This is a genomic window from Streptomyces hokutonensis (assembly GCF_000376565.1).
Taxonomy (GTDB): Bacteria; Actinomycetota; Actinomycetes; order Streptomycetales; family Streptomycetaceae; genus Streptomyces; species Streptomyces hokutonensis.
This window is the reverse complement of record NZ_BARG01000052.1, coordinates 109,145-133,143: the sequence shown is the minus strand read 5'-3', so window position 1 is coordinate 133,143 and position 23,999 is coordinate 109,145. Positions and strand designations below refer to the sequence as shown.

The window sequence follows — 23,999 nt, the reverse complement described above, 5'->3', positions numbered from 1 at the left end:
GCCGGGCGCGCGCTGTCGCGTGAAGGGTGAGGGTGGAGGTGCTGTGCGAGGAGCGGTCAGCTGTGACAGAGACAGCTGGAGACCAGCAGCAGATCCACATGACGCCGGGAGCACAGCACGAGGCCGTTCGCCACGTCGTCCTCCTAGGGGTGTCGCCGACAACCAGGGCCGGTGGGAACGCACTTGCAGAACAGGAACATCCGCCGAGCCGTCACCTGGGGCACCCCACTGCGTCGAGGGTTGCCGTCCGGCCAGCCAGGGCTTGATCACCGGAACTCGTAGCTCGCGCTCACCGTAGATCGACTGTTCTCTCGGCGTCAAGAGTTTCCTGGTCGAAGTGAATCCAGGCGATGGAGAAGGGAGTTGAGCGACTCCTGCGGCACGGCTCCGGCGGTGTCGAGGGTGATGTGCTCACGGTTCCAGGGTTCGTAGTCGCGTCGGCGGACCTCCTCCCAGTCCGGAAGCGTCAGACCGGGAATGTCGACCGAGCGGGAGGTCACGCGGTGCCGGTGCTCGGCCGGATCCGAGCAGATGACTTCGACCTCCGCGGTCGGCACGCCCGCCCTGGCCCCCACGTCGCGCCAGCTGTCCCGGGTGACGGCCAGCGGGTTGACCGACTCCGCGACCACCGTGAGCCCTTGTCGGAGGTGTTCCTCGGCCAGGTCGTACCCGACGACATAGCCGGCCGGCCCGACCGGGTGTCGCGCCAGTCCGGAGCGGACGAGCGCCTGCTCGATGGTGTCGACGCGCAGGTGCACCGCCCCGATGCGTGCGGCCAGGAGTCGGGACAGCGTGGTCTTCCCGGTGCCGGGGAGTCCGCCGATGACGACGAGCGCGGCGTTCGACAGCACCCGCAATCACCGCAGCCGGGGCAGGAGTTGGTCTCCGATGCGGACGATCTCCTGCTTGTAGGGCGTGTCGGAGAGGACGAAGTGTGTGATGCCGAGCTTGCGGTAGTCGTCCAGCGCCGCGGCCACGTCGGCGGCGGAGCCGACCAGCCAGGTTGTCGCCGCTCCCCCGCCGCCGACCGTCCCCGGCGTGGTGTACAGGCAGGTGTCGAGCACCTCGCCCCGGGCGGCGAGGTCGTAGAGCCGCTGCTGTCCGACTGCCGTCTTCCGGTTCCCCGTCCACGTCAACTCGTCACTCGGACCCGCCGCCATGCGCGCGACCCTTTCCTCGGCCACCCGCCATGCCTCCTCCGTTGTCTCGCGCACCACGGTGGTGATCCGCAGGCCGAACTCCAGCGGGCGGTGCCGACGGCCGACCTGGTCGCTCAACTTCCTGAGCCGGTCGATGCGTTCGGCGAGCGCGGCGAGCGGCTCGCCCCAGAAGAGCTGCACGTCCGCCTCGGCCGCCGACACCCGTTCGGCGGCCTCGGACGCGCCGCCGAAGTACAGGGTCGGATGCGCTCTGTCGGCCGTCGTCCAGGGGCGGGGTGCCGCCGTGGACCCGCTCACCTGGAAGTGCTCACCGGCGAACGTCACGTCCTCCTCGGTCCACAGCCGTCGTACGAGATGCAGGAACTCCCGGGTGCGCGCGTACCGTTGGGCCGGATCGCTGCGGGTGTCGCCGTAGGCGGCCAGGTTGTCGAGGCCGCTGACGATGTTGACCAGGACCCGGCCGCGGCTGAGCTGGTCCAAAGTCGCTGCCGCGACGGCGAATTGGGCCGGCTGCCAGTAGCCGGGACGGACCGCGATCAGGGGCTTGAAGGTGGTGGTCCTGGCGGCAAGCGCGGTGGCGACGGTGAAGGTGTCGGGGCGCCCCCACCCGGTGCCCAGGAGCGCACCGCCCCAGCCGTGCCGCTCCGCGGTGCGGGCGAGGTCGGTGGAGTACTCGATGGAGCCCCAGCCGTCCGTCGTGTCGTCGCCGCGGTGGCCAGGCTCGACGGTGTTGGGGATGTACCAGAGGAATTCCGGGCTCATCGTGGGTCCGATCGCAGATTGTCCGAGGGCTGGCACCTAGACGACCTCCCGTACCCGCGGAAAGTGGCAGGCCGCCCCGTCCCCGTCGAACACCGGCGCCTCCTGCTCGCATCGTTTCCGCTCCCTCTCCCCCAGGTGCGGGCGGAGCGGGCAGCGGGCCCGGAACCGGCAGCCGTCGTAGCGTCGCGTCGGGCTCGGCGGGTCCCCGGCGAGCAGGATGCGCGACCGTTGCCGTGCCCGCTCGCGGGTCGGGTCCGGCAGGGGTACGGCGGAGAGGAGGGCCTGGGTGTAGGGATGCCGGGGGCGTTCGAAGACCTCGTCCACGGGGCCCGCCTCGACCGTGCGTCCGAGGTACACCACGCTCACGCGGTCGGCGATGTTCCGTACGACGGAGAGGTCGTGGGAGACGAAGAGGTAGGCGAGGCCCAGTTCTTCCTTGAGGCGTTGGAGGAGTTCGAGCACTCCGGCCTGGACGGAGACATCGAGTGCCGAGACCGGTTCGTCGAGGACGAGCAGTTCGGGTTCGACGGACAGCGCGCGGGCGATGCCGACGCGCTGCCGCTGGCCGCCGGAGAACTCGTGCGGGTAGCGCTCCGCGTGGGCCGGGTCCAGGCCGACCTGTGCGAGGAGTCGAGGCACCCGCCGGCCGATCGTCGCCCGGTCGGCGCCCTGGGTGCGCAGCGGCTCGGCGACGATGTCCCCGACGGGCATGCGCGGGTCGAGGGAGGCCATCGGGTCCTGGAAGACGATCTGGACACGGCGGCGCAGAGCCTTCGTCTCCGCCTTCCCGAGCCCGGCGAGGTCGTTGCCGAACAGCTCGATCGATCCGCCTTCCGGCGGGGCCAGTTCGAGCAGTTCGAAGAGCGTCGTCGACTTCCCGGACCCCGATTCGCCGACGAGCGCGAGTGTCTCGCCGCGCCGGATGTCGAGGTCGACGCCGTCGACGGCGTACACGGAGCCGATGCGGCGCTTGAAGGCCGTTCCCTTGAGGAGGGGGAAGGTTCTGGTGAGTCCGCGTACCTTCAACACCGTTTCGCCGGTCGGTGGTTGGGGCGCGCGCGGGGTGTCCATCCGGGGCACGGCGGCCAACAGCCGTTTCGTGTACGGCTCCTGGGGCCGCTCGAAGACGTCGACGGCCGTGCCCGACTCGACGACCCGTCCCTCGTGCATCACGGCGACCCGGTCGGCCGTCCCGGCGATGACACCGAGGTCGTGGCTGACCAGGAGCAACGCGGCCCCGGTCTCGCGTTGCGCGGTGCGCAGGACGTCGAGCACCTGTGCCTGGATGGTGACGTCGAGGGCGGTGGTCGGTTCGTCGGCGAGGATGATGTCGGGGTCGTTGGCCATCGCCATGGCGATCATCGCGCGCTGGCGCATGCCGCCGGAGAACTCGTGCGGGAAGGCCCTTGCGCGCAGGGCGGGTTCGGGGATCCCGACGAGGTCGAGCAGTTCGACCGCTCGTTGCCGTGCCTGTTCGCGGGAGACGTCCTGGTGGGCCCGTACGGCTTCGGCGATCTGGTCGCCGATCCGGTACACGGGCGTGAACGCGGACAGCGGGTCCTGGAAGACCATGGACACGCGGCTGCCGCGGATTCGGGTGAGCTGCTTCTCCGAGGCGCCGACGAGTTCCTGCCCGTCGAGCCGTACGGATCCGCGTACTTGGGCGTTGCCCGGGAGCAGTCCGAGGACCGCGAGCGCGGTCGCTGACTTGCCGGAGCCCGACTCGCCGACGAGGCCGAGGACTTCACCGCGTTCGAGGGTGAGAGCGACCCCGCGCACGGCGGGCCGTCCGTCGAAGTCGACGTCCAGATCGGTCACTTGGAGGATCGGGCTCACCGGGAGGCCCCTTTCGAGGTGGGGTCCAGCGCGTCCCGCAGCCCGTCGCCCACCAGGTTCACCGCCAGCACGAAGACGACCAGGAGCCCGGCCGCGAAGAAGAACATCCAGGGGTAGGTGACCGCGGCGCTCGTCCCGTCGGCGATCAGCGTGCCGAGCGAGACGTCGGGTGGCTGGACGCCGAAGCCGAAGTACGACAGGGCTGTTTCGCTCATCACGGCGCCGCCGACCTGGATGGTCGCGTCGATGATGAGGAAGGAGGCGACGTTGGGCAGCACGTGCCGCCAGATGATCCGGAAGGGTCCCACGCCCATGTACCGTGCGGCGCGCACGAATTCGCGTTCCTTGAGGGAGAGCGTCATGGACCGCACGACCCGGGCGGTGATCATCCACGCGAAGAGTCCCAGCAGCCCGACCAGGGCGAACCAGCCGCTGGAGTTCAGCCGGGGCGAGACGATCGCGATGATCAGGAAGGAGGGGAAGACCAGCAGCAGGTCCACGAGGAACATGAGGAGCCGGTCGGTCCAGCCGCCGAAGTATCCGGCGCAGGCGCCGACGAGCGAGGCGAGTCCGGTGGACAGCACGGCGACGAGGAGTCCGATGACGAGGGACTTCTGCAGGCCGCGCACGGTCTGCGCGAACACGTCCTGGCCGATGCGGTTGGTGCCCCACCAGTGGTCGGCGCCGGGTGCGGCCCGCAGCGCGGTGTAGTCGATGTGGCTGTAGGACCACTTGGTGGCGTAGGGCCCGACGAAGGCCAGCAGGAACAGCAGCACCAGGACGACGGCTCCGCCGAGGGCGGTGCGGTTGCGCAGGAAGCGGCGCAGGACGACGGTGGCGCGGCCGGCGGGCGGGGCGGCGACGGGTGCCTCTTCGGCGATGACGGCCGTGGTCATGACGCCTGCCGGATGCGCGGGTCGAGCGCGGCGTGCAGGAGGTCGGCGAGGAAGCCGGAGAGCAGCACGGTGACGGCGGCGAAGAGGTTCACGGCGACCACCGAGTTCACGTCGTTCTTGCCGATGGACGCGATGAACCACTCCCCCATGCCGTGCCAGCCGAAGATCGTCTCCGTGAAGATGGCGCCGGTGAACAGCGCGAGGAAGCCGTAGGAGAAGTAGGTCGACATGGGGATGAGGGCCGTCCGCAGTCCGTGCTTGAGGAAGACCGTGCGGCGGGCGAGGCCCTTGGCCCGCGCGGTGCGCAGATAGTCCGAGCCGAGGACGTCGAGCATCGTGTTGCGCTGGTAGCGGCTGTAGCTCGCGACGGCGAAGAGGGCGACGGAGAGGGTGGGCAGGAGCAGATGCACACTCCGGTCCTTGAGGACCGTCCAGAGGCCGCCGGTCACGCCGGGGCTCTTCTCTCCCGTGAACTGGATCAGGTCCGTGCCCGTCGACTGGTTGAACCAGATCGCGCCGGTCTTGAGAAGAATCGCCAGCAGGAAAACGGGAGTCGAGAGCAACGCGAAGGAGGCGAGGGTGACGGCCCTGTCGCTGAACCGGTACTGCCGCTCCGCCGTCCAGGCCCCGACGAGCACTCCTACGACGGTCCCGAACACGGTCCCGGCGAGCAACAGCCGCAGGCTGACGCCGAGTCGGCGGCCGAACTCGGCGTCGACGGAGGTGCCGTCGATGGTCTCGCCGAGGTCGCCGCGGACCGCATGCCCTGACCAGCGCAGGAAGCGGTTCAACAGTGGGGTGCGGTCGTTGACGCCGATCTCGTCGAGATGGTGGTTCACCGAGGCCGCGGGGATGGGCGGCTGCCGGCCGGCGTAGTACTCGCGCGGGTGGAGCGCGAGCGAGGCCAGCAGGTAGGAGAGGCAGACGGCGGCCAGGAGCAACAGGGCGTAGTAGCCGAGTCGTTTGGCCAGGTAGGCAGGCACAGTAGAAATGGTCCAGGTGTCTTGTTGCCACTTCATGAAGAGAACATGTCAGGTGTCCAGGGGGTCTCCCCCGAGGGTCGTAGGCCGTTCTACGTTCGGTACATCCACCTGAAGTCCGGCGCGCCCACCCCTAGTTCCGGCGCCCCCCACTGACGACCACCGGCCTCACGAAGGACACCGACATGCGACAGACCTCCGCCGCAGCCTGGGTCGCCGCCACCGCGGCCACCGCGTTACTGGTGACCGGCTGCGGCTCCTCCGACGACGGCAAACCCGTCGCGCAGAGAAGCGCGGCCCCGGCAGGAAGCCAGGCCATCAACGCCCGTCCGCTGAACGACATCCAGCAGGGCGGCACCCTCAAGCTGGCGATCTCGCAGTGGATCGCGGACTTCAACCGCTACACCGCCAACGGCAACCAGGGCGACGCGCAGGACATCAACGAGCTCGTGGAGCCCCGGCTGTTCTGGGCGGACGCCCAGGGCGAGTCCCACCCCGACACGGACTTCCTGCTCTCCGTCGCGGTGACCTCCACCAGCCCGCAGACGGTCCTCTACAAACTCAACCCCAAGGCGAAGTGGTCCGACGGAAAGGCCATCGACTGGCGGGACTTCGAGGCCCTGTGGAAGGCGAACAACGGCACGGACAAGGCGTACGAGGCCGCCGACACCTCCGGCTACGAACAGATCGGCAAGGTCGAACAGGGCGCGGACGCGCACCAGGTCAAGGTCACCTTCACCACGCCTTACGCCGACTGGAAGCACCTGTTCAACCCGCTGCTGCCGGCCGCCGGTATCGACACCCCGGACAAGTTCAACAAGGGCTGGACGGAGAAGATCCCGATCACCGGGAACGCCTTCAAGATCTCCTCGTACGACAAGACCGCGCAGACCATCACGGCGGTACCGGATCCCAACTGGTGGGGAACGAAGCCCAAGTTGGACTCCATCGTCTACCGCGCCCTGGACTACACCGCCTGGACGGACGCCTACCTCAACAAGGAGATCGACTACGCCGCCGCGCTCCTGCCCGAGGACTACAAGCGGCTGTACAAGGCGGCGGGCACCGACATCCGCGTCGGCGCCCGCTGGGACGAGGTGCACATCGAGTTCAACGGCGCGCGCGGTCCACTGAAGGACGTGCGTGTCCGCCAGGCACTTCAGCACGCCATCGACCGCAAGTCCATCGCCACCGCCTTCGGCAAGGACCTCCCCGTCCAACTGAAGCCGTACGGCAGCCACTTCTTCATGCCCAACCAGGCCGGCTACCAGGACAACTCCGGTACCTACGGCACGTACGACCTGAAGAAGGCGGGCGAGCTGCTGGACGCGGCGGGCTGGAAGCTCCAGGGCGGCAAGCGGGTCAAGAGCGGCAAGCAACTCACCCTCGGCTACACGCTCAGCGCGGGTTCCACCTCCGCGCAGGTGGACCAATCAGAGCTGGTGCAGGCGCAGTTGGCGCAGGTCGGCATCAAGCTCAACATCGTGAAGGTGCCGACGAACGACTACTTCTCCAAGTACGTCACGATCGGCAACTTCGACCTGACGAGCTTCCGTTGGGTCGACCAGATCTTCCGCTCCCAGGCGTACCCGATCTACCGCGAGCCGTCCGGCAAGAACCTGTACCAGAACTACGGTTCGGTCGGCTCCCCCGAGGTCGACGCCCTGCTGAAGAAGGCCACCGAGACCACGGACACCACCGAGGCGAACAAGCTCTACAACGAGGCCGACGCCAAGATCTGGGCTCTGGGCCACTCGATCCCGGTCTACCAGCGCCCCCAGGTCCTCGCGGTCCGCTCGAACCTCGCCAACTACGGCGCGAGCGGCCTCGCGGACGTCGACTACACGAAGGTGGGCTGGCTGAAGAAGTGACCCGACGGGTACGGCGGAGACCTCGGACAGGTCTCCGCCGTACCCGTTGTGGTGGCGCGTTCGGCTAGCGGCGGTCCGCGAGCCGTTGGACCGCCGAGATCAGTGTGTCCACCTCGGCGTGCGTGTTGTAGAACGCGAACGACGGCCGGACGGTGGCCTCCAGGCCGTACCGGCGCAGGATCGGCTGCGCGCAGTGGTGGCCCGAACGCACCGCGATTCCTTCCTCGTTGAGCGCGGTGCCCACCTCGGCCGGTTCGTAGCCGTCCAGGACGAACGACACGATGCTCGCCTTGTTCGGAGCCGTGCCGACCAACCGCAGCCCGGGCACGCACCGCAGGCCCTCGGTGGCGTGTTCGACCAGGGTGTGTTCGTAGGCGGCGATGTTCGGCAGGCCGATGCGTTCGACGTAGTCGATGGCGGCGGCCAGCCCCACGGCGTCGGCGATGTTGCCCGTACCGGCCTCGAAACGGCCCGGCGGCGGCTGGAAGCTGGACTTCTCGAAGGTGACGTCGGTGATCATGTTGCCGCCGCCCTCCCACGGAGGCATGTCCTCCAGGACCTCCCGTTTGCCGTAGAGGACACCGATCCCGGTCGGTCCGAACAGCTTGTGCCCGGAGAAGACCAGGAAGTCGGCGTCCAACTCCCTTACGTCGATCGGGAGATGCGGGACGGACTGGGCCGCGTCGACCAGGACACGTGCCCCGGCCCGGTGCCCGATCTCGATGATCTGCTCGACCGGTACGACGGTGCCGAGCGCGTTGGACATCTGGGTGACCGCTACCAGCTTGGTCCGCTCGGACAGCAGGGCGGTGTACTGGTCGAGCAGCAACTGGCCGCTGTCGTCGACCGGGATCACCTTGATCACCGCGCCGGTCTGCTCCGCCAGCATCTGCCAGGGCACGATGTTGGCGTGGTGCTCCAGATGGGAGAGCACGATCTCGTCGCCCGCGCGGATGTGCGCCGGACCCCATGCCTTGGCGACGAGGTTGATCGCCTCGGTGGTGCCCCGCACGAACACGATCTCCTCGGCGGAGCCCGCCCCGATGAACCGCGCGACGGTCTTCCTCGCGCCCTCGTAGGCGTCCGTGGCCCGGGCGGCCAGTTCATGTGCCGCGCGGTGGATGTTGGAGTTCTCCCGCGAGTAGAACTCCACCAGCCGGTCGATCACCGCCTGCGGCTTCTGCGTGGTCGCGGCGTTGTCCAGCCAGATCAGCGGACGGCCGTTGACCAGCTCGGACAGGATCGGGAAGTCCCGGCGCACCGCCTGCACGTCGAAGGCCGGGTGCTGGTCGAGCGGTAGCCCCAACGGCGCGCCGGATACGTCGGGTTCCTGGACGAAGTAGTACGGCGCGGTCGTCGCCGTCGGTGCCATCATCTCGGGCAGCTGCGGCAGCCCGAGGTGCCCGAAGCCGGGTAGCTCCGGTGCCTCGGCGGGGTACCCGGCGGCCTCGGTGAGGAAGTAGTACGGCCCGGGGTCCGGGAGTTGGGCCGGTGCGGCCGGCGACGGGACGGGCGGTGGCCCCGGGGCCACCGGCGGGGCCGATGCCTCCGGGGTGGCTCCGCCCGGCGCGCCCACCGCGTAAGGGCTCGCCATGAACGTGGCGGGGGCACTGGTCGGGGGCGGCCCGGACGGCGGGCTCATTCCGGCGGTCGGCGCCGGGGGCGGCGGGTCCATGGACGGGATGCCGGTGGGCATCGGAGGCAATGGGTCCGCGGCCGGCGTGCCGCTGGAAACCGCAGGCGCGAAATCCGCGAGCGGCAGTCCGGTCGGCGTGGCGGACGACGGACCGGCCGCCAACAGACCGACCGGCGTGACGGACGACGGGCCGACTGTCGAAAGACCAGCCGGCATGGCAGAGGACAGGCCGGCGTTCGGAAGACCGGCCGGCGCGGCTGAGCTCGGGCCCGGGGCGGGTGAGCCCGTGGGCCCCGCAGTCGACGGCCCGGCAAGTGCCGTAGGAGACGAGTCCGCGAACGGCAGCCCGGTCGGCGCGGCAGGCGACGGGCCGTCGGTCGGAAGACCGACCGGCGTGGCAGAGGTCAGGCCGGCCGTCGACAGACCGACCGGCGCGGACGGAATCGGGCCCGGAGCCGGCGGACCCCCGGGTACCGCAAGCGCGGGCCCCGCAGCCGACGGCCCCGCAACTGCCGTGGTCGCTGTAGAAGAAGTGTCCGCGAGCGGCAGGCCGGCCGGTGTCGGCCATTGCGTCGGAACGTCGGGGGCCGGGGGCTCCGGGGTCGCCGCCGGCTGCCCGGGGAGTGCTCGGAAGAACTCCCCGGCCATCCGGCTCAGCGTCTCCTCGTCCGGCAGCCACGCCGGGGCGGCTTCGTTACCGGTGGTTGGGGGCGTGGTCATGGCTACCGGTAACTCGGCGCGTAGTCATGGAACTTGTCGACCTCGACGTCGTCGAGGACGGCGAGCGCGTCGTCGGTGAGGACCGCGAGGGAGCAGTACAGGGAGATCAGGTAGGAGGCGATGGCGCTGCGGTCGATCTGCATGAAGCGCACCGACAGGCCCATGCCCTGCTCGCCGGAGAGCCCGGGCTGGAACAGTCCGACCACGCCCTGGCGCGACTCGCCGGTGCGGAGAAGGATGAACTTCGTCCTGCCGTTCTCCAGCGGGACCTTGTCCGACGGGACGAGCGGCAGGCCACGCCAGGTCAGGAACTGCGAGCCGAACATGCTGACCGTGGCCGGCGGTACGCCTCGCCGGGTGCACTCCCTGCCGAACGCGGCGATCCCCTCGGGGTGGGTGAGGAAGAAGGCGGGCTGCTTCCACACCTTCGTGATGAGGGCGTCGAGGTCGTCCGGGGTCGGCGGGCCCGCCATCGTGGAGATCCGCTGGGTGTCCGCCACGCTGGCCAGCATCCCGTACTCCGGGCTGTTGATCAGCTCGCCCTCCTGGTGCTCCTTCACCGCCTCGATGGTCAGCCGCAGTTGCTGCGCGGTCTGGTTGTGCGGGCTGGAGTAGAGATCGGAGATGCGGGTGTGCAGGTCCAGGACGGTCTGAACCGCCTTGAGCCGGTACTCGCGGGGTTCGCGTTCGTAGTCGACGAAGGTGTCCGGCAGCGGCGACTCGTCGTAGTTGTCGCACTCGATGCGCACCGACTCGGGGTGAACGACCTTGTTCACCCGGTAGATGCCGGCCTCGACCGGGACCCAGGACATCAGATGGACCAGCCAGCGAGGCGTGATGGAGGCCATCTGGGGAACGGTCTTGGTGGCGTTCGCGAGGGTCCGCGCCGCGCTGTCGCTCACCGACATCGATCGCGACGGTGGATTCACAGCCGTGGTCATGCGCCATCTCCTTTCGGCGCCCGGGATCCGGGCAGGCGTGAGGGGTGAGATCGCCGACGGGACAGGTACGGCCGAGATCTCTCGCACCCACTATCGATTCACCGTCGCAGTGAGCCCGGTAATGGTCCAATGTGTGTTTTCGAGGCTGTCATCGACGCGGTCTATGATTCACAAATGATCGACTTGAGTCGGTTGCGTGTCCTGGTCGCCGTGGCCCGCGAGGGTTCGATCACGGCGGCCGCCGAGGCACTGCACTACGCCCAGCCGTCGGTGAGTCATCAACTCGCCAAGCTGGAGGCCGAGGTCGGGGTTCCGCTGCTGCAGCGGATGGGGCGCGGTATCCGGCTCACGGAGGCCGGCCGGCTGCTGGTGGACCGGGCCGAGTCGATCCTCGCGCAGGTGGAGTCCGTGCACGCGGAACTGGACGAGCTGGCCGGACTGCGCACCGGCCGGGTCCGGCTGGCCGCGTTTCCCTCGGCGCTGGCCACCCTGGTGCCGCTCGCCGCCGCCCGCGTGTCCGCCGAACATCCCGCCGTCGAACTGACCCTGCGCGAGGCCGAACCGCCCGACGCGCTCAACGCCCTGCGCAACAACGACGTCGACGTGGCGCTGATCTTCGAGCACGGCGATCCGCCGCAGCGCGACCGCCGCGACACCACGATGACACCGCTGCTCGACGAGCCGTTGTACGTGGTCACCCCGGCCGACCGGTGCTGGGACGGCCCCCGGGCCGAGCTGGCCACCTATGCCGACGCGCGCTGGATCGCCGGGTGCGAGCGCTGCCGCGAGCATCTCGTCGCCGCCTGCGGGCGGGCCGGGTTCGAGCCGGTGGTCGAGTTCGAGACCGACGACTACGTGGCCGTACAGGCGCTCGTCGCGGCCGGGCTCGGTGTGAGCCTGCTGCCGGGCCTCACCCTCCTCGCCAATCGGCACCCCGGGGTCAGCCTCCACCGCGTCCCCGGCATGCGCCGCCAGGTCGTGGCCGCCGTCCACGGCAAGCCGCCCGCGTCCCAGCCCGCCCAGGTGCTCCTCGACGCACTCGCCGCGACCGTCACCGAACCGGAATGGCCGACCTGACCGGTTCATCAGCGGTGATCCAGTCGGTCACCTGCCGTACGTACTCCCGGTATCCGGACCGCGCGGCCTCCACGATCGCGGGGACCTTCTCGGGTTCGGTGTCCAGACACAGCTGTACGAGGACGTGGTGCGGGCCGTCCACCGGTGCGAGCGCGGAGGCCAGTTCGGCGTCGATCATTCCGGCCTTCTCGGCTGCTCCGAACGAGGCTGTTGGTGTCCCCGGTAGCGCGGCCCGGTTGACGGCCGCGGCCAGGTCGTACAAGAGCGCCAGAATGCGCTCGATGACGAGACCGGCCCCCGGATCGGCGGCCAGGCGGGCGCTGTCCAGCGCGCCGAGCGAGTCGAGTTGGCCGACCGACTTGCGCATGGTGATGAGCCGGTGCTCGATCGCGGCCCGGTCCACGGGCAGTTGAGCCGCCCCCGCGCTGGATGTGGTCATCGCCGCATCGTGCCACGCGGGGTTCGCGCCGACGTCGCCGATTCCGTCTGGTGGGACATCCGGTGGACGACCGTGGGTGCCGGGTGGACATTCGATGCCCGTGGTCAACCGGGCCAGCCAGAGCAGGGGGTGCCGAGTGCGGTCATTGAGTGACCTCTTCCGAAATTTCATGCAGCTCGGATATGTGACGGACGACATCGACGCCGCGGCCTCGTTCCTGGAGTCGAGGCTGGGGACCGTGCGGTGCGTCAAGCACTTCAAGTCGTCGCTGGGCGGCGGCCTGCCGCCGGTCAGTGCCGGCGCCCCACGCGCCCCCTTCGTGGTGGTGGACGGTGCGCCCGCCGACGAGTGGGTCATCGATGTGGCGCTGGTCAACGCCGGGCCGACCAACCTGGAGATCATCCGTCCCGTCGGCGGCGCTGTCGACCTCTACCGCGGTGCCGTCCGGCCCGGGGAACCGGCGACGCTGCATCATCTGGGCTTCCGTGTCGACGACTTCGACGAGGCGTCGGCGATCGTCGCCGCGAGCGGCAGGACGTGGAAGCAGTTCGGGGACAGCGGCGCCATCCGCTTCGGTTATCTCGACATGACGGCCGAACTGGGCCACTTCGTCGAGGTCATGGAGCTGGACGAGGAAGCCGCCCAGGGATTCGCACACCTTGAGGCCATGTCCAACGCGCCCCGGTGACAAGGGCATTCGGGAGAGGAAACGTCATGAGCGACGAAGGCACAGCCGATTCCTACGACGTCGTCGTCGTCGGCTCGGGCGCGGGACTCGTCGGCGCGTACGCGGCGGCCTCCCGTGGGCTCCGTACGCTGGTCATCGAGAAGACGGAGTACGTCGGCGGCACCACGGCCTATTCGGGCGCCGGAATCTGGCTCCCCGGCAACGCGGCCGAGCAGCGGGCCGGTGTCGAGGACGGTCCCGATGTCGCACGCCCGTATCTCGACGCGATCGTCGGCGACGACTCGCCGGCCTCGCTGCGGGAGGCCTTCCTGCGCGCGGGGCCCGTCCTGATCGAGGAGTTGGAGCGGAATCCGCGGTTCGGCCAGTTCGTCTGGCAGGGCGTGCCGGACTACTTCGCCGGACGGCCGGGGAGCCTGCCGCAGGGGCGCACCATCTTCCCCCCGGACCTGGACCGGTCCGAACTCGGCGAGCTGGAACCGCTGGTGCGCAGGCCGCTGTGGACGGAACGCTGGGGTGTCGAGGTCGGCCCGAGGATGATCGGCGGCCAGGCCCTGATCGGCCGGGCGCTGCTCGCGTTCATGGAGACCGGCAACGGCACCGTCCGCACGAACACCGGGCTGACGCGTCTGCTCGTCGAGGACGGCACAGTCGTCGGCGTCGAGGCCCTGAGCGAGGGCGAGTTGGTCGAGTTCCGGGCCCGCCGGGGCGTGCTCCTCGCCGCCGGTGGCTATGAACGGAACGGCGAACTGCGTGAGCGGTTCCAGCCCGGAGTCGGCGACGAGTGGACCCAGGGCTGCCCGGGCAACACCGGCGACGCCCTCCTCGCGGGCATGGACATCGGCGCGGCGACCGACCTGCTCGACGAGTCGTGGTTCGCGCCCGGTCTCGTCGTGCCCGACACGCGCCCGGTGTTCTACACCTCTGTCTGGAGCGGTATTTGGGTCAACGCGGCGGGACAGCGCTACATGAACGAGCGTCTCCCCTACGACCGCGCCGGTCACGAGATGCTCAAGGCGCACAGGGCGTCGGGCGTGTCGCACCTGCCGACGCACTGGGTGTTCGACCAGCGCCAGCTCGACAACAGGAAGGCGTTCGCCGGGCTGCCGGTCGCGCCGCAGGTTCCGGGCTGGTTCGATGTCGAGAAGTTCCTCGCCGCCGGTGTGCTGAAGCGGGCCGACTCGCTGGAGGAGCTGGCGGAGCTGATCGACGTGCCTTCGGGCGCACTCACCGAGAGCGTCGAGCGGTTCAACGGCTATGCCCGGGGCGGCAAGGACGAGGAGTTCGGTCGCGGTGAGGATCCCTGGGACCTGATGATCACGCACATGGCGGGGTCCCACACCGACGGTCCGAATCCCTGTCTCGGTGTGATCGACAAACCGCCGTTCTACGCGGCCTCGATCGTGCTGTCCGACCTGGGGACCAAGGGAGGTCTCAAGACGGACGACCACGCGCGCGTGCTGCGGCCCGACGGCTCGGTGATCGCCGGTCTGTACGCGTCGGGGAACACGATGGCGCCGATGTCGGGCCGCATCTACCCGGGCGCGGGCGGTCCCGTCGGTTCGTCGATGGCGTTCTCCTACATCGCTGCGGTCGACATGGCTGACGAAAGCCAATAGGTGCGAACAGCTCCCTCTCGAAGTAGGCCTCTTCGAGAGGGAGTTGAGGCGTGTTCAGGCGGACTCGGTGGAGTGTCCGGGGAACAGGGACAGCGCGGGGTCCAGGGCGACGGCCGCATTGTTGACCGCCGTCGCGACCTCCCCGAAGCCGACCGACATCAGGCGGACCTTGCCGGGGTACGCGGTGACGTCACCGGCCGCGTAGATCCGCTCGACCGTGGTGCGCATCCTGGTGTCGACGACGATCGTGCGCCGCTCCAGCTGGACGCCCCAGTCGGCGAGTGGTCCGAGGTTGCTGATGAAGCCGAGCGCGGCCACGACCGCGTCCACCTTCAGCACCCGGGGCTCGGTCTCCCCGTCGACCTTCAAGTGCGCCTGGCGCAGCCGGTCGTCGCCGGTCAGGGTCTCCACCTGGGCGTTGGTGACGATGCCGACCCCGCACTCGTGCAGTTCGCGGACGCTCGCCGCGTGGGCCCGGAACGTGCCGCGCCGGTGCACGAGGGTCACCGAGCGGGCGATGGGGTGCAGGGCGAGGGCCCAGTCGACGGCGCTGTCCCCGCCGCCGACGACGAGGACGTCGCGGTCGGTGTGTTCCGCCGGGTCCGGCACGAAGTAGGTCAGTCCGCGGCCGAGGAACTCCTCACCGGCCGGGAGGGTGCGTGGCGTGAACGTGCCGATCCCGGCGGTCAGTACGACCGCTCCGGCGTCGACCGTGACGCCGTCGGAGAGGGTGACCTGGGGGCGTCCTTCGGGCGAGTGGGCGAGGCCGACCGCCTGGCGGCCCAGGAGATACGCCGGGTCGAAGGCGTCGGCCTGGTCCTTGAGGGCGGTGACGACGTCGCGGCCACGGGTGCCGGGGACGGCGGCGATGTCGCGGATCTCCTTCTCCGGGTAGAGGGCGGTGATCTGGCCGCCGCACTGCGGCAGCGCGTCGACGAGGACGGTCCCCAGCCCGCGGAAGCCCGCGCAGTAGGCGCCGTAGAGCCCGATCGGGCCGGCGCCGACGATGAGGATGTCTGTGGTCACGGTCTCGGCCACGGGCCGGCCTCCTGGGCGTGGTGGGCGGGGGGTGGGCGGCTGTCGCGCACGTCGCCCTGGGTCGGCCGGTCGAGTGTAGGAGGCGTCCGACCAGGGGCGTCGGTGTCGGTCCCGGTTGATGGGACGGTCGGTGGACGGTCCGGGGCGCCGCGTGGAGAGTCGTTCTCACCGCCACCGCGACGACGGCCGAAGGGGTCCGTACGCCCTGTGGTGCTCGGAGCTTTCCGTGGACGAGGAGGCGAGGCTCGTGAGCGATGAGGTGCGGGTGTGGATCGATCAGAAGCTGTGCACGGGTGACGGTCTGTGCACCCAGTACGCCCCCGATGTCTTCGAGTTCGGCGACGACGGGCTCGCCTACGTCAAGGACGCCCCCGACGGTGAGCTGCTGACGCCGGAGGGCGCGCAGGCCGATGTGTCGGAGCGGTTGCGGCTGGACGTGATCGACGCCGCCGACGAGTGCCCGGGCAACTGCATCCACGTGGTGCGGCGCGCCGACGGGACCGAGGTCGCCGGGCCCGACGCCGGCTGACCTCATCTTGCGGCCCGCTGGAGCCGTACACGTATGCCGAGTGGAGGAGTGGTGATCGGTGTCTGCCGTGGTTGAGCCTCAAGTGGACCGTCGTGTCCCGTGGTTCGAGGGCGATGTGCCGGCCGAGAAGGTCCCGGAGAAGTACCGGCTGGCGCGCGCGTTCGTGCCCAAGAGCCGTTATCTGGACCCCGAGTTCCTCAAGCTGGAGCTGGAGAAGGTGTTCACCCGGACCTGGCTGATGGCCTGCCGGCTGGAGGAGCTGCCGGGTGTCGGCTGTTTCGTCGAGTACGAGATCGGTGGTCATTCGATCCTGATCGTGCGGGAGGGCAAGGACTCGATCCGGGCCTATTTCAACGCGTGCCGGCATCGCGGTACGCGGCTGGCGCGGGGCCGGGGCCGCGTCGGCTCCCTCATCTGCCCGTTCCACGGCTGGCGTTGGAACCTGGACGGTTCGATCAGGCTGGTGCTGGACCGTGAGGAGTTCGTGCCGCGCTCGGACGACGACCTGGGTCTGGTGCAGGTGCGGGCCGAGCAGTGGGGCGGGTTCGTGTTCATCAACATGGACCCCGAAGCACGGCCGTTGCTCGAATATCTCGACCCGATTCCGAGGATCTTCGCGCCGTTCCAGTTCGAGCACATGCGGTACCGGTGGCACAAGTCCGTGCCGCTGCCGTGCAATTGGAAGACCGCGCTGGACGGGTTCCTCGAGGCCTATCACGTGGCGGGGACGCATCCGCAGCTGTACCGCTTCGACAAGTCGAACACCAACATCGCCTCGATGAAGGAACTCGAGAACCGGATGTGGGCGCCGACGACCGTGTACGAGCGGCACGCGCACTATTCGAGTGTCGGCCCGAAGAAGAAGGACACCGGCAAGGACCCGGCCAACCGGGGCACGGGGGGCGTGACCGACGAACGGCTGAGCGTCGCGCTGAGCGTGCAGTACATCGCCGACGACATGCGCGGCCTGGAGAACGAGCGGAGCTGGCGGGCCGCCGAGGCGCTGAAGACTGCGGAGGTCCCGGAGGGGATGACCGCCGGCCAGTACTACATGCGGCTGTACAAGGAGTTGTCGCTCGCCGAGGGCTACGACTGGCCGGACATCACGCCCCAGCAGTGGGCGGAGGCCGGTACCGCGTGGAACGTGTTCCCGAACACGATCCTGCTGCCCAACCAGGGTTCGGTGTTCGGCTACCGGGCGCGGCCCGACGGCATGGACCCGGACCGCTGCCTGTTCGAGATCTTCAGCCTGGACCAGGTCCCGATCGCCGACTACGACAAGAAGCGGGACTTCCAGCCGCAGTTCTTCGAGGACTTCCGCGAGGCCGACCTCGGCGAGATCTTCACCCAGGACCTGCTGAACGCCAAGGAGGTCACGGTGGGCATGCACTCCCCCAGCTTCGACGGCCACCGGCTGAGCGAGGAGCAGGAGATGACGATCTACAACCACCACCGGGTCGCCGACCGGTTCCTCTGGACGGACTGACCCGCCCGATCCGTGGTCCCGGCCCTCGGGGGCCGGGACCGGCCCGTCCGCTCAGCGCCGGACCCAGCCGACGTCGTGCCAGTACGTCTCCAGGTGCTTCAGCGGCTTCGGCCAGGTCTCGATGTACGTGACACCCTCGGATCCCGCCGTCATCGTGTACGGCGTGCCGGCCCGGCTGAGGAAGACCTCCCCGGGTCCCACCCGCACCGTCTGCGGCTCGCCCGACTCGTAGTGCTCGATGTGGTACTCGCCGGCGAGGACGAAGAGCATCTCGTCCACGTTGTGGTGGTGCCGTGGCACCGTGAAGTGCGGGCGCACGCGCAGCGGGTTGCGGTTGAAGCGCGGGATGTCGATCGGCTTGGTGGACACCCACATCGCGCCGTCGAACGTCGCCGCGAAGTCCACGGGCGCGTCCCGCAGCAGACCGCCGTCGTTCCAGAAGTACTGCGGATGCCCCTGCTGGTCCAGGCCCATGGGAACCCAGTCCGCGTCCGCCACCAGATCACCGAAAGTAAGAGTCACGCGGCGACCGTACGCACGGCCCGCCCGTATGTCGTCGACAGGTTCCGCTCATCGGGACCCGTCGGCCGGGCGTTCACAACTCCGGTCCCGGCCAACGGGATTCACGTATGACACGCCCGAACCCGCTGCTCAGTATCGGTTCATGGGAATCGAGAGTTTCAACCTGCTGGCGGACGAGGGCTGGATCGAGCTGCCGGTCGACCAGTCCGCCCCCACGTATCTGTGGCACGAAGGCGGTCTCCTGGCCGACGCGCCGGTCGACATGGAGCAGACCTTCAAGGGCAACATGTGGTGGTCGACCAAGGTGGACCCGTCGTTCAACATCAACGGGCTGCGCTGCGCCCCGAACTTCGCGGTGCCCCGGCACCACCACAACCTCGACGAGTTGATCATCGTCTTCGGCGGGGAGTTCCATGTCGCCTGGGGCGAGGACGGGGAAGAGGGCAGCCGGACGGTCGGGCCCGGCGAGTTCTGGATCAGCAAGGCCGGAACTCCCTATCTGATGACGGCCGGTGCCGAGGGCGTCACCTACGCCGAGACCTGGCCGGAGCCGATGGCGAACCTGGAGACGTACTGGCACGACGCGGGCTGGGTCCACCGCGACAACTGACCAGCCTGCATCATTCCGTCTCCTCATTCCATGCACGAAGCCGACCGATAGGCGATCAGCCAGAACAGTTCCCGTACGACCCATTCCAGCCGACTGCAATTACGTATACTCTTCTTGCTCACGGACCGGTTCTGCGGGGAGCCGCTCACGAGCAGGTCCGCCTCGTCGCCGGTCGTGACGTCCACGCCACGCCGGCCGACATGGTCTGCCGCGGCACCCGGCCCTCGCGCCGTTCGACATGCGCTCGCGGCTCTCTCTTCACTTTCTCGGACGGCGAAGGCGCCGCGCGGTGCCGCCGTCCGCTGATCGCTGCGAGTGCGGGGCACTCGCCGACACGTTGGGAAGCGGACATGATCGAGTCGGTCGGACGAGCCCTCTCCACACCCCGGTCGCGCGTATCACTCGCACTGGTGTCGACCACCGTGCTGCTCGCCGGATGCGGTGGCGGCGCCAGTGGTGCCACCACGGCGGACAGCACGAAGATCCCGGCCGCGCTGGCGAGCGCCTTTCCGGGCCACAAGGCCACCGGCGCTCCGGTGAGGATCGGGCTCATCACCAATGAGGGCGGCTCGGCGATCAGCCAGCCCGAGACCCGGGAGGCCGCCGAGGCGGCGATGAAGTACGCCAACGCCAACCTCGGCGGAATCGCGGGCAGGCCCATCGCGCTCACGGTCTGCAAGACGAAGGAGGAGCCCGCGACGGCACGGGACTGCGCGAACCAGATGGTCGAGCAGAAGGTCGACGCGGTGGTCCTGACCAGCAGCGGTCTGGGCGACTCCATGGTGCCGATCGTGACCAAGGCCGGCATTCCCTGGGCGACCGCCATCGCCGCCAGCAACTCCGAGGGCACCACCGCCAACGCCTTCTCCTGGACCGGCGGTTTCCCGACGACCATGACGTCGATGGCCGCGTACGCCAAGGAGAAGGGGTACAAGAAGGTCGCCGCGTTCGTGATCGACGCACCGGCCGCGGTCAGCGGGATCGAGGCCATCGGAAAACCGGTGTTCGCCAAAGCCGGCGTCGGACTGCGGATCGTGACGGTGGCCGCGGGCACTCCGGACGCGTCGCCGCAGGTGAGTGCCGCGCTGCGGAACAAGCCCGACGCCGTGGCCGTCGTGGCGGATCCGACCGTGTGCACCTCCGTGCTCCAGGCCATGGGCACGCTCGGCGCCGGCATCGCCCGGATGACCGTCCAGTCGTGCGTGTCCCCCGAGGTCGTCCAGGCGGTAGGCACGGGCATGGACGGCGTGCAGGTCTTCAGCAGTTTCGACGTCGCCAGTGACGACCCGGAGGCCCAGCTCTTCCGCCAGGTGATGAAGGAGTACAGCCCCGACACCCCGACCCAGGGCTATGCGGCGATCGGCTACCAGGGCGTGCTCGGCCTGGTCCGCGCCCTGCACGGACTGACCGGCACGGTCTCGTCCAAGACGATCACGGCGGCCCTGCACACGGCGAAGGACGTCGTACTGCCGGCCGGACACGGCATCACGTTCAGCTGCGACTCCAAGGCGGTACCGGGACTGCCCGCGGCGTGCTCGGCGAAGGAGGTCACCGGCACGGTGTCGTCCGACGGCAAGTTGGGGCAGCTGCGGGTCGTCGATCCCAGTGCGTTGTTCGCGCGGTAGTCGAAGCAGCGGTCGGAGCAACCGGGAGGGACGGTCTCGCCGATGAGCCAGTACGTCGTGTTTCTGTTGCTGGGGCTGGGCAGTGGGGCGGTGTTCGGCGCGCTCGCACTGGCGCTGGTGCTCACCTACCGCGGTTCCGGGGTGGTCAACTTCGCCACCGGGGCGATCGCGTTGTACAGCGCGTACACCTACGCGTTCCTGCGCCAGGGTGAGTTGCTGGTGCCACTGCCGGGTGTGCCGAAGAAGATCGGGCTCGGCGGACCGCTCGGACTCTTCCCGGCGGTGGTCATCTCCCTTGTGCTGGCCGCCTTGTTGGGGGTGGTGCTGTACGGGCTGGTCTTCCGGCCGCTGCGGACCGCGCCGCCGGTGGCGAAGGCCGTCGCCTCGATCGGGGTGATGCTGGTGATCCAGGCCGTGCTGGCCGCGGGCGTGGGCACCGGCGCGGTGTCGGTCAAGGCGATCCTGCCCAACGACCCGGTGTCCTGGGGCGGTTCGCTGATCCCGGGCGACCGGCTGTGGTTCGCGGCCGTCATCGTCGTACTGACCGTCGTGCTGGCGCTGGTGTTCCGGCTGACGCGGTTCGGTCTGGCGGCCCGGGCGGCGGCGGAGTCGGAGAAGGGCGCGCTGGTCAGCGGGTTGTCGCCGGAGCGGATCGCGGTCGCGAACTGGGCGCTCAGCTCGGCCATCGCCGGTCTGTCCGGCATCCTGATCGCGCCGATCGTGCCGTTGGTCCCGGTGTCCTACACGCTGTTCATCGTGCCGGCCCTCGCGGCGGCGCTGGTCGGCAACTTCACCGCGCTGATCCCGGCCGTGGGCGCCGGGCTGGTCATCGGGATGCTCCAGTCGGAGGTGCAGTTCCTCCAGGGGAAGTGGTCGTGGCTGCCCCAGACCGGTCTGGCCCAACTGGTGCCGCTGGCCGTCATTTTGGCCTACCTGGTGGTCCGCGGACGACCGCTCCCCACCCGCGGCTCGCTGATCCAGCAGGCGCTCGGCCGGGCACCACGCCCGGACCGCGTACTGGTCCCGGCCGTCGTGAGTACGGCCCTGGGTGTCGTCGTACTCCTGGCCACCCACGGCAGTATCCGCGCCGCCGTGATCACCTCACTCACCCTGGCTGTGATCTCGCTGTCGCTGGTGGTCGTCACCGGGTTCGCCGGGCAGATCTCCCTCGCCCAGCTGACCCTGGCCGGAGTCGGCGCGTTCAGCCTCAGCAAGCTGAGCGCGGGATGGGGTATACCCTTTCCGCTCGCCCCGCTGCTGGCGGCCCTGGCCGCGATGGTGATCGGCGTCGTGATCGGGCTTCCCGCGCTGCGGATCCGCGGTCTGCCCGCGGCCGTGGTCACGGTCGCGCTGGCGGTGGCACTGGAGGCCTTCTGGTTCCGCAACCCCGAACTCAACGGCGGCCTCGGCGGCTCCAAGATCCCCTCCCCGCACCTGTTCGGCCTCGACCTGGGCATCGGCTCCGGCGAGGACTATCCACGGCTGCCCTTCGCGCTGTTGTGCCTGCTGGTCCTGTTGCTGGTGGGCCTGGGCGTGGCGTGGCTGCGGCGCAGCCGGCTCGGCGCCGCGATGCTCGCCGTGCGCGCCAACGAACGGTCGGCCGCGGCTGCCGGCATCGACGTCGCCCGCACGAAGATCGTCGCCTTCGCGATCGGCGCGTTCGTCGCCGGGCTCGGCGGCGCCCTCCTCGGCTATCAACAGACCGTCGCGGACGCCGAGATGTTCACCGCGATCGGCGGCCTGGGTCTGTTCGCCACCGCGTATCTGGCGGGCGTCACCGCCCTGTCCGGCGGCATCGTGGCGGGCGTGATGGGGGCCGGCGGCCTGCTGCCCGTGCTCCTGGACCGGGCCCTGTCCCTGGGTGAGTGGTACGACGTGATCATGGGCATCGGACTCGTCCTCACGGTGATCACCAACCCAGAGGGCGTCGTAGGCCCGGCACATGAACTGGCGGCGCGGCTCCGGCGCGGGCACCGCCCGGCCACCGTCGACGACACGGACGCCGATGGCCTCACCGAGGCGGCAGTTGCCTCTCGCCCACCGGTCCCCGATCCGGGCGAGGTGGTCCTCTCGGTCCGCGACATCGGGGTTCGCTACGGCGGTGTGGTGGCCGTCGACTCCGTCTCCTTCGAGGTGCGCTCGGGCGAGATCGTCGGCGTGATCGGACCGAACGGTGCCGGGAAGACGACCCTGCTCGACGCGATCAGCGGATACCACCGCAGCACGGGAACAGTGGAGTTCGACGGCCGGAAGATCTCCTCCCTGAAGCCGCATCAGCGCGGCCGGGCAGGGCTCGGCCGCACCTTCCAGGGCATCGAGCTCTACGAGGATCTCAGCGTCGAGGAGAACGTGCTGGTCGGGGAGGCCGCGGCACGACACGGTGGCGACCATGTCGGTTCGGTGCAGGGGCCGGAGCTGCGGAACCGGCTGTTCGAGACGCTGCACCTGAGCCGGTTCCGGGACCAGCCGGCCCGTGAACTCTCGCAGGGCAGGCGGCAGTTGGTGTCCGTCGCGCGCGCCCTGGCGGGCCGCCCCCGGATGCTGCTGCTGGACGAGCCCGCGGCCGGTCTGGACAGTTCCGAGAGCCGCTGGCTGGGCGACCGGCTGCGGGCGGTGCGGGCCGACGGCGTGACCGTGCTGCTGATCGACCACGACATGGGGCTGGTGCTCGACGTGTGCGACCGGATCGTCGTACTGGACATCGGAAAGGTGATCGCGGACGGAACTCCCGCCGAGATCAAGGCGGATCCACGCGTCGCCACCGCCTACCTCGGCGCGACGCAGAGCGATACGGACGAGATGCGCGGGGAGGTCGTCCAGTGACCGGACCGGAGCTGCTGAGGTGCGAGGACGTGGACGCGGGTTACACGAAGGGGCGGCCTGTGGTGCGCGGCTTCGGCCTACGGCTGCTGCCCGGTGAGGTCGTGGCCCTGCTGGGGCCCAACGGGGCGGGAAAGACAACCCTGTTGACGACGCTCGCCGGTCTGCTGCCGCGCCTCGGTGGGACGGTGGCCCTCGACGGCCGGGAGATCCGGGGCGGCCGGGCGCGCGAGGCAGCCCGGCGGGGACTGGTCCTCGTGCCCGACGACCGCTCCCTGTTCACGCAGTTGACCGTGCGCGACAACCTGACGCTCGCACGCCGCCGCCAGGGCAGCAGCATGGAGCAGGTGCTCGACTTCTTTCCGGCACTGGGCAAACGGCTGAAGGTCGCGGCCGGCCAACTCTCCGGCGGGGAACAGCAGATGCTGGCCCTGGGCCGGGCCATGATCCAGGATCCACGGGTCCTCCTCGTCGACGAGCTGAGCATGGGGCTGGCCCCGGTGATCGTCGAGGAACTGCTGCCGGTCGTCCGGCGGATCGCCGAGGACACCGGCGCGGCCGTCGTGCTGGTCGAACAGCACGTCCGGCTGGCCCTCGGCGTGGCGGACCGGGCGCTGGTCCTGGTGCACGGCGAAACCGTCCTCAGCGACTCCGCCGACCGACTCGCGGCGGACCCCGGTCTGCTGGAGCGCGCGTATCTCGGAGAGCGGGCACCGGATCCGGTCCCCTGAGCGGATCAGGCCGTAC

General features: G+C 69.6%; 20 protein-coding genes and 1 riboswitch. Of the genes, 10 read left to right on the top strand and 10 right to left on the bottom strand.

The genetic code is table 11. The features are described 5' to 3' along the window. Nucleotides 1-174 precede the first annotated feature (174 nt). Nucleotides 175-284: riboswitch (SAM riboswitch) on the bottom strand. 33 nt (nt 285-317) lie between these two features. The 5 genes from SSP08S_RS31820 to SSP08S_RS31800 are packed head-to-tail and all read right to left on the bottom strand — an operon-like array spanning nt 318 to nt 5,637. Beyond that, on the bottom strand, nt 318-851 hold the full coding sequence (locus SSP08S_RS31820) for a P-loop nucleotide/nucleoside kinase family protein (RefSeq protein ID WP_019071710.1): 534 nt from the start codon (nt 849-851) through the stop codon (nt 318-320). A 6-nt stretch (nt 852-857) separates the two neighbouring features. Next, complete coding sequence (locus SSP08S_RS31815; protein ID WP_019071709.1) at nt 858-1,922, bottom strand: LLM class flavin-dependent oxidoreductase; 1,065 nt, start codon at nt 1,920-1,922, stop codon at nt 858-860. A 36-nt stretch (nt 1,923-1,958) separates the two neighbouring features. Beyond that, nucleotides 1,959-3,758 (bottom strand): dipeptide ABC transporter ATP-binding protein, encoded by a 1,800-nt coding sequence (locus tag SSP08S_RS31810; RefSeq protein WP_019071708.1) that lies wholly within the window; start codon nt 3,756-3,758, stop codon nt 1,959-1,961. Further along, on the bottom strand, nt 3,755-4,654 hold the full coding sequence (locus tag SSP08S_RS31805) for an ABC transporter permease (RefSeq protein ID WP_019071707.1): 900 nt from the start codon (nt 4,652-4,654) through the stop codon (nt 3,755-3,757). The genes SSP08S_RS31810 and SSP08S_RS31805 overlap by 4 nt, the downstream gene beginning before the upstream one ends. After that, nucleotides 4,651-5,637, bottom strand: coding sequence for an ABC transporter permease (locus SSP08S_RS31800; RefSeq protein WP_019071706.1), 987 nt, complete (start codon nt 5,635-5,637; stop codon nt 4,651-4,653). The genes SSP08S_RS31805 and SSP08S_RS31800 overlap by 4 nt, the downstream gene beginning before the upstream one ends. Before the next feature lie 182 nt (nt 5,638-5,819). Between SSP08S_RS31800 and SSP08S_RS31795 the strand changes: the two genes are divergently transcribed. Continuing rightward, nucleotides 5,820-7,505 (top strand): ABC transporter family substrate-binding protein, encoded by a 1,686-nt coding sequence (locus SSP08S_RS31795; protein ID WP_019071705.1) that lies wholly within the window; start codon nt 5,820-5,822, stop codon nt 7,503-7,505. Between the two features lie 64 nt (nt 7,506-7,569). Here SSP08S_RS31795 and SSP08S_RS31790 read toward each other — a convergent pair whose 3' ends face one another. Beyond that, entirely contained in the window at nt 7,570-9,201 is a 1,632-nt protein-coding gene (locus tag SSP08S_RS31790; RefSeq protein WP_245607995.1) for a family 2A encapsulin nanocompartment cargo protein cysteine desulfurase, read from the bottom strand. A 662-nt stretch (nt 9,202-9,863) separates the two neighbouring features. Beyond that, entirely contained in the window at nt 9,864-10,802 is a 939-nt protein-coding gene (locus SSP08S_RS31785) for a family 2A encapsulin nanocompartment shell protein (protein WP_026179000.1), read from the bottom strand. Between the two features lie 174 nt (nt 10,803-10,976). On the opposite strand from SSP08S_RS31785, the gene SSP08S_RS31780 reads away from it, so the two are divergent. Further along, nucleotides 10,977-11,879: a LysR family transcriptional regulator gene (locus SSP08S_RS31780; protein ID WP_019071701.1), complete on the top strand. Its 903-nt coding sequence runs from the start codon at nt 10,977-10,979 to the stop codon at nt 11,877-11,879. On the opposite strand, the gene SSP08S_RS31775 is transcribed toward SSP08S_RS31780, so the two are convergent. Next, complete coding sequence (locus SSP08S_RS31775; RefSeq protein WP_158697229.1) at nt 11,854-12,318, bottom strand: hypothetical protein; 465 nt, start codon at nt 12,316-12,318, stop codon at nt 11,854-11,856. The two genes, SSP08S_RS31780 and SSP08S_RS31775, sit on opposite strands and share 26 nt — an antisense overlap. A 169-nt stretch (nt 12,319-12,487) precedes the next feature. Between SSP08S_RS31775 and SSP08S_RS31770 the strand changes: the two genes are divergently transcribed. Both SSP08S_RS31770 and SSP08S_RS31765 read left to right on the top strand, forming a co-directional pair. After that, nucleotides 12,488-13,006, top strand: a complete 519-nt coding sequence (locus SSP08S_RS31770) for a VOC family protein (protein WP_019071699.1) — start codon at nt 12,488-12,490, stop codon at nt 13,004-13,006. Between the two features lie 26 nt (nt 13,007-13,032). Next, on the top strand, nt 13,033-14,622 hold the full coding sequence (locus SSP08S_RS31765; RefSeq protein ID WP_019071698.1) for an FAD-dependent oxidoreductase: 1,590 nt from the start codon (nt 13,033-13,035) through the stop codon (nt 14,620-14,622). A 54-nt stretch (nt 14,623-14,676) separates the two neighbouring features. Here the strand turns inward: SSP08S_RS31765 and SSP08S_RS31760 are convergent, their stop codons facing one another. Further along, nucleotides 14,677-15,660, bottom strand: a complete 984-nt coding sequence (locus SSP08S_RS31760) for an NAD(P)/FAD-dependent oxidoreductase (protein WP_019071697.1) — start codon at nt 15,658-15,660, stop codon at nt 14,677-14,679. A gap of 226 nt (nt 15,661-15,886) precedes the next feature. Between SSP08S_RS31760 and SSP08S_RS31755 the strand changes: the two genes are divergently transcribed. Further along, nucleotides 15,887-16,189, top strand: coding sequence for a ferredoxin (locus tag SSP08S_RS31755; protein WP_019071696.1), 303 nt, complete (start codon nt 15,887-15,889; stop codon nt 16,187-16,189). 58 nt (nt 16,190-16,247) lie between these two features. Beyond that, the gene (locus SSP08S_RS31750) at nt 16,248-17,675 is read left to right on the top strand and encodes an aromatic ring-hydroxylating oxygenase subunit alpha (protein ID WP_218006673.1); all 1,428 of its coding nucleotides are present in this window, start codon (nt 16,248-16,250) and stop codon (nt 17,673-17,675) included. 51 nt (nt 17,676-17,726) lie between these two features. Here the strand turns inward: SSP08S_RS31750 and SSP08S_RS31745 are convergent, their stop codons facing one another. Next, entirely contained in the window at nt 17,727-18,197 is a 471-nt protein-coding gene (locus tag SSP08S_RS31745; protein ID WP_043259809.1) for a cupin domain-containing protein, read from the bottom strand. 142 nt (nt 18,198-18,339) lie between these two features. Between SSP08S_RS31745 and SSP08S_RS31740 the strand changes: the two genes are divergently transcribed. The 4 genes from SSP08S_RS31740 (at nt 18,340) to SSP08S_RS31720 (ending at nt 23,983) form a co-directional block, all read left to right on the top strand. Then, nucleotides 18,340-18,807 carry a cupin domain-containing protein gene (locus SSP08S_RS31740; protein ID WP_019071693.1) on the top strand — a complete coding sequence of 156 codons (468 nt, stop codon included), beginning with the start codon at nt 18,340-18,342 and terminating at the stop codon, nt 18,805-18,807. A gap of 410 nt (nt 18,808-19,217) precedes the next feature. Beyond that, the gene (locus SSP08S_RS31730; protein WP_218006672.1) at nt 19,218-20,432 is read left to right on the top strand and encodes an ABC transporter substrate-binding protein; all 1,215 of its coding nucleotides are present in this window, start codon (nt 19,218-19,220) and stop codon (nt 20,430-20,432) included. A 42-nt stretch (nt 20,433-20,474) separates the two neighbouring features. Further along, nucleotides 20,475-23,255, top strand: a complete 2,781-nt coding sequence (locus SSP08S_RS31725; RefSeq protein ID WP_019071690.1) for a branched-chain amino acid ABC transporter permease/ATP-binding protein — start codon at nt 20,475-20,477, stop codon at nt 23,253-23,255. After that, on the top strand, nt 23,252-23,983 hold the full coding sequence (locus SSP08S_RS31720) for an ABC transporter ATP-binding protein (protein WP_019071689.1): 732 nt from the start codon (nt 23,252-23,254) through the stop codon (nt 23,981-23,983). The genes SSP08S_RS31725 and SSP08S_RS31720 overlap by 4 nt, the downstream gene beginning before the upstream one ends. Nucleotides 23,984-23,999: the final 16 nt, after the last annotated feature.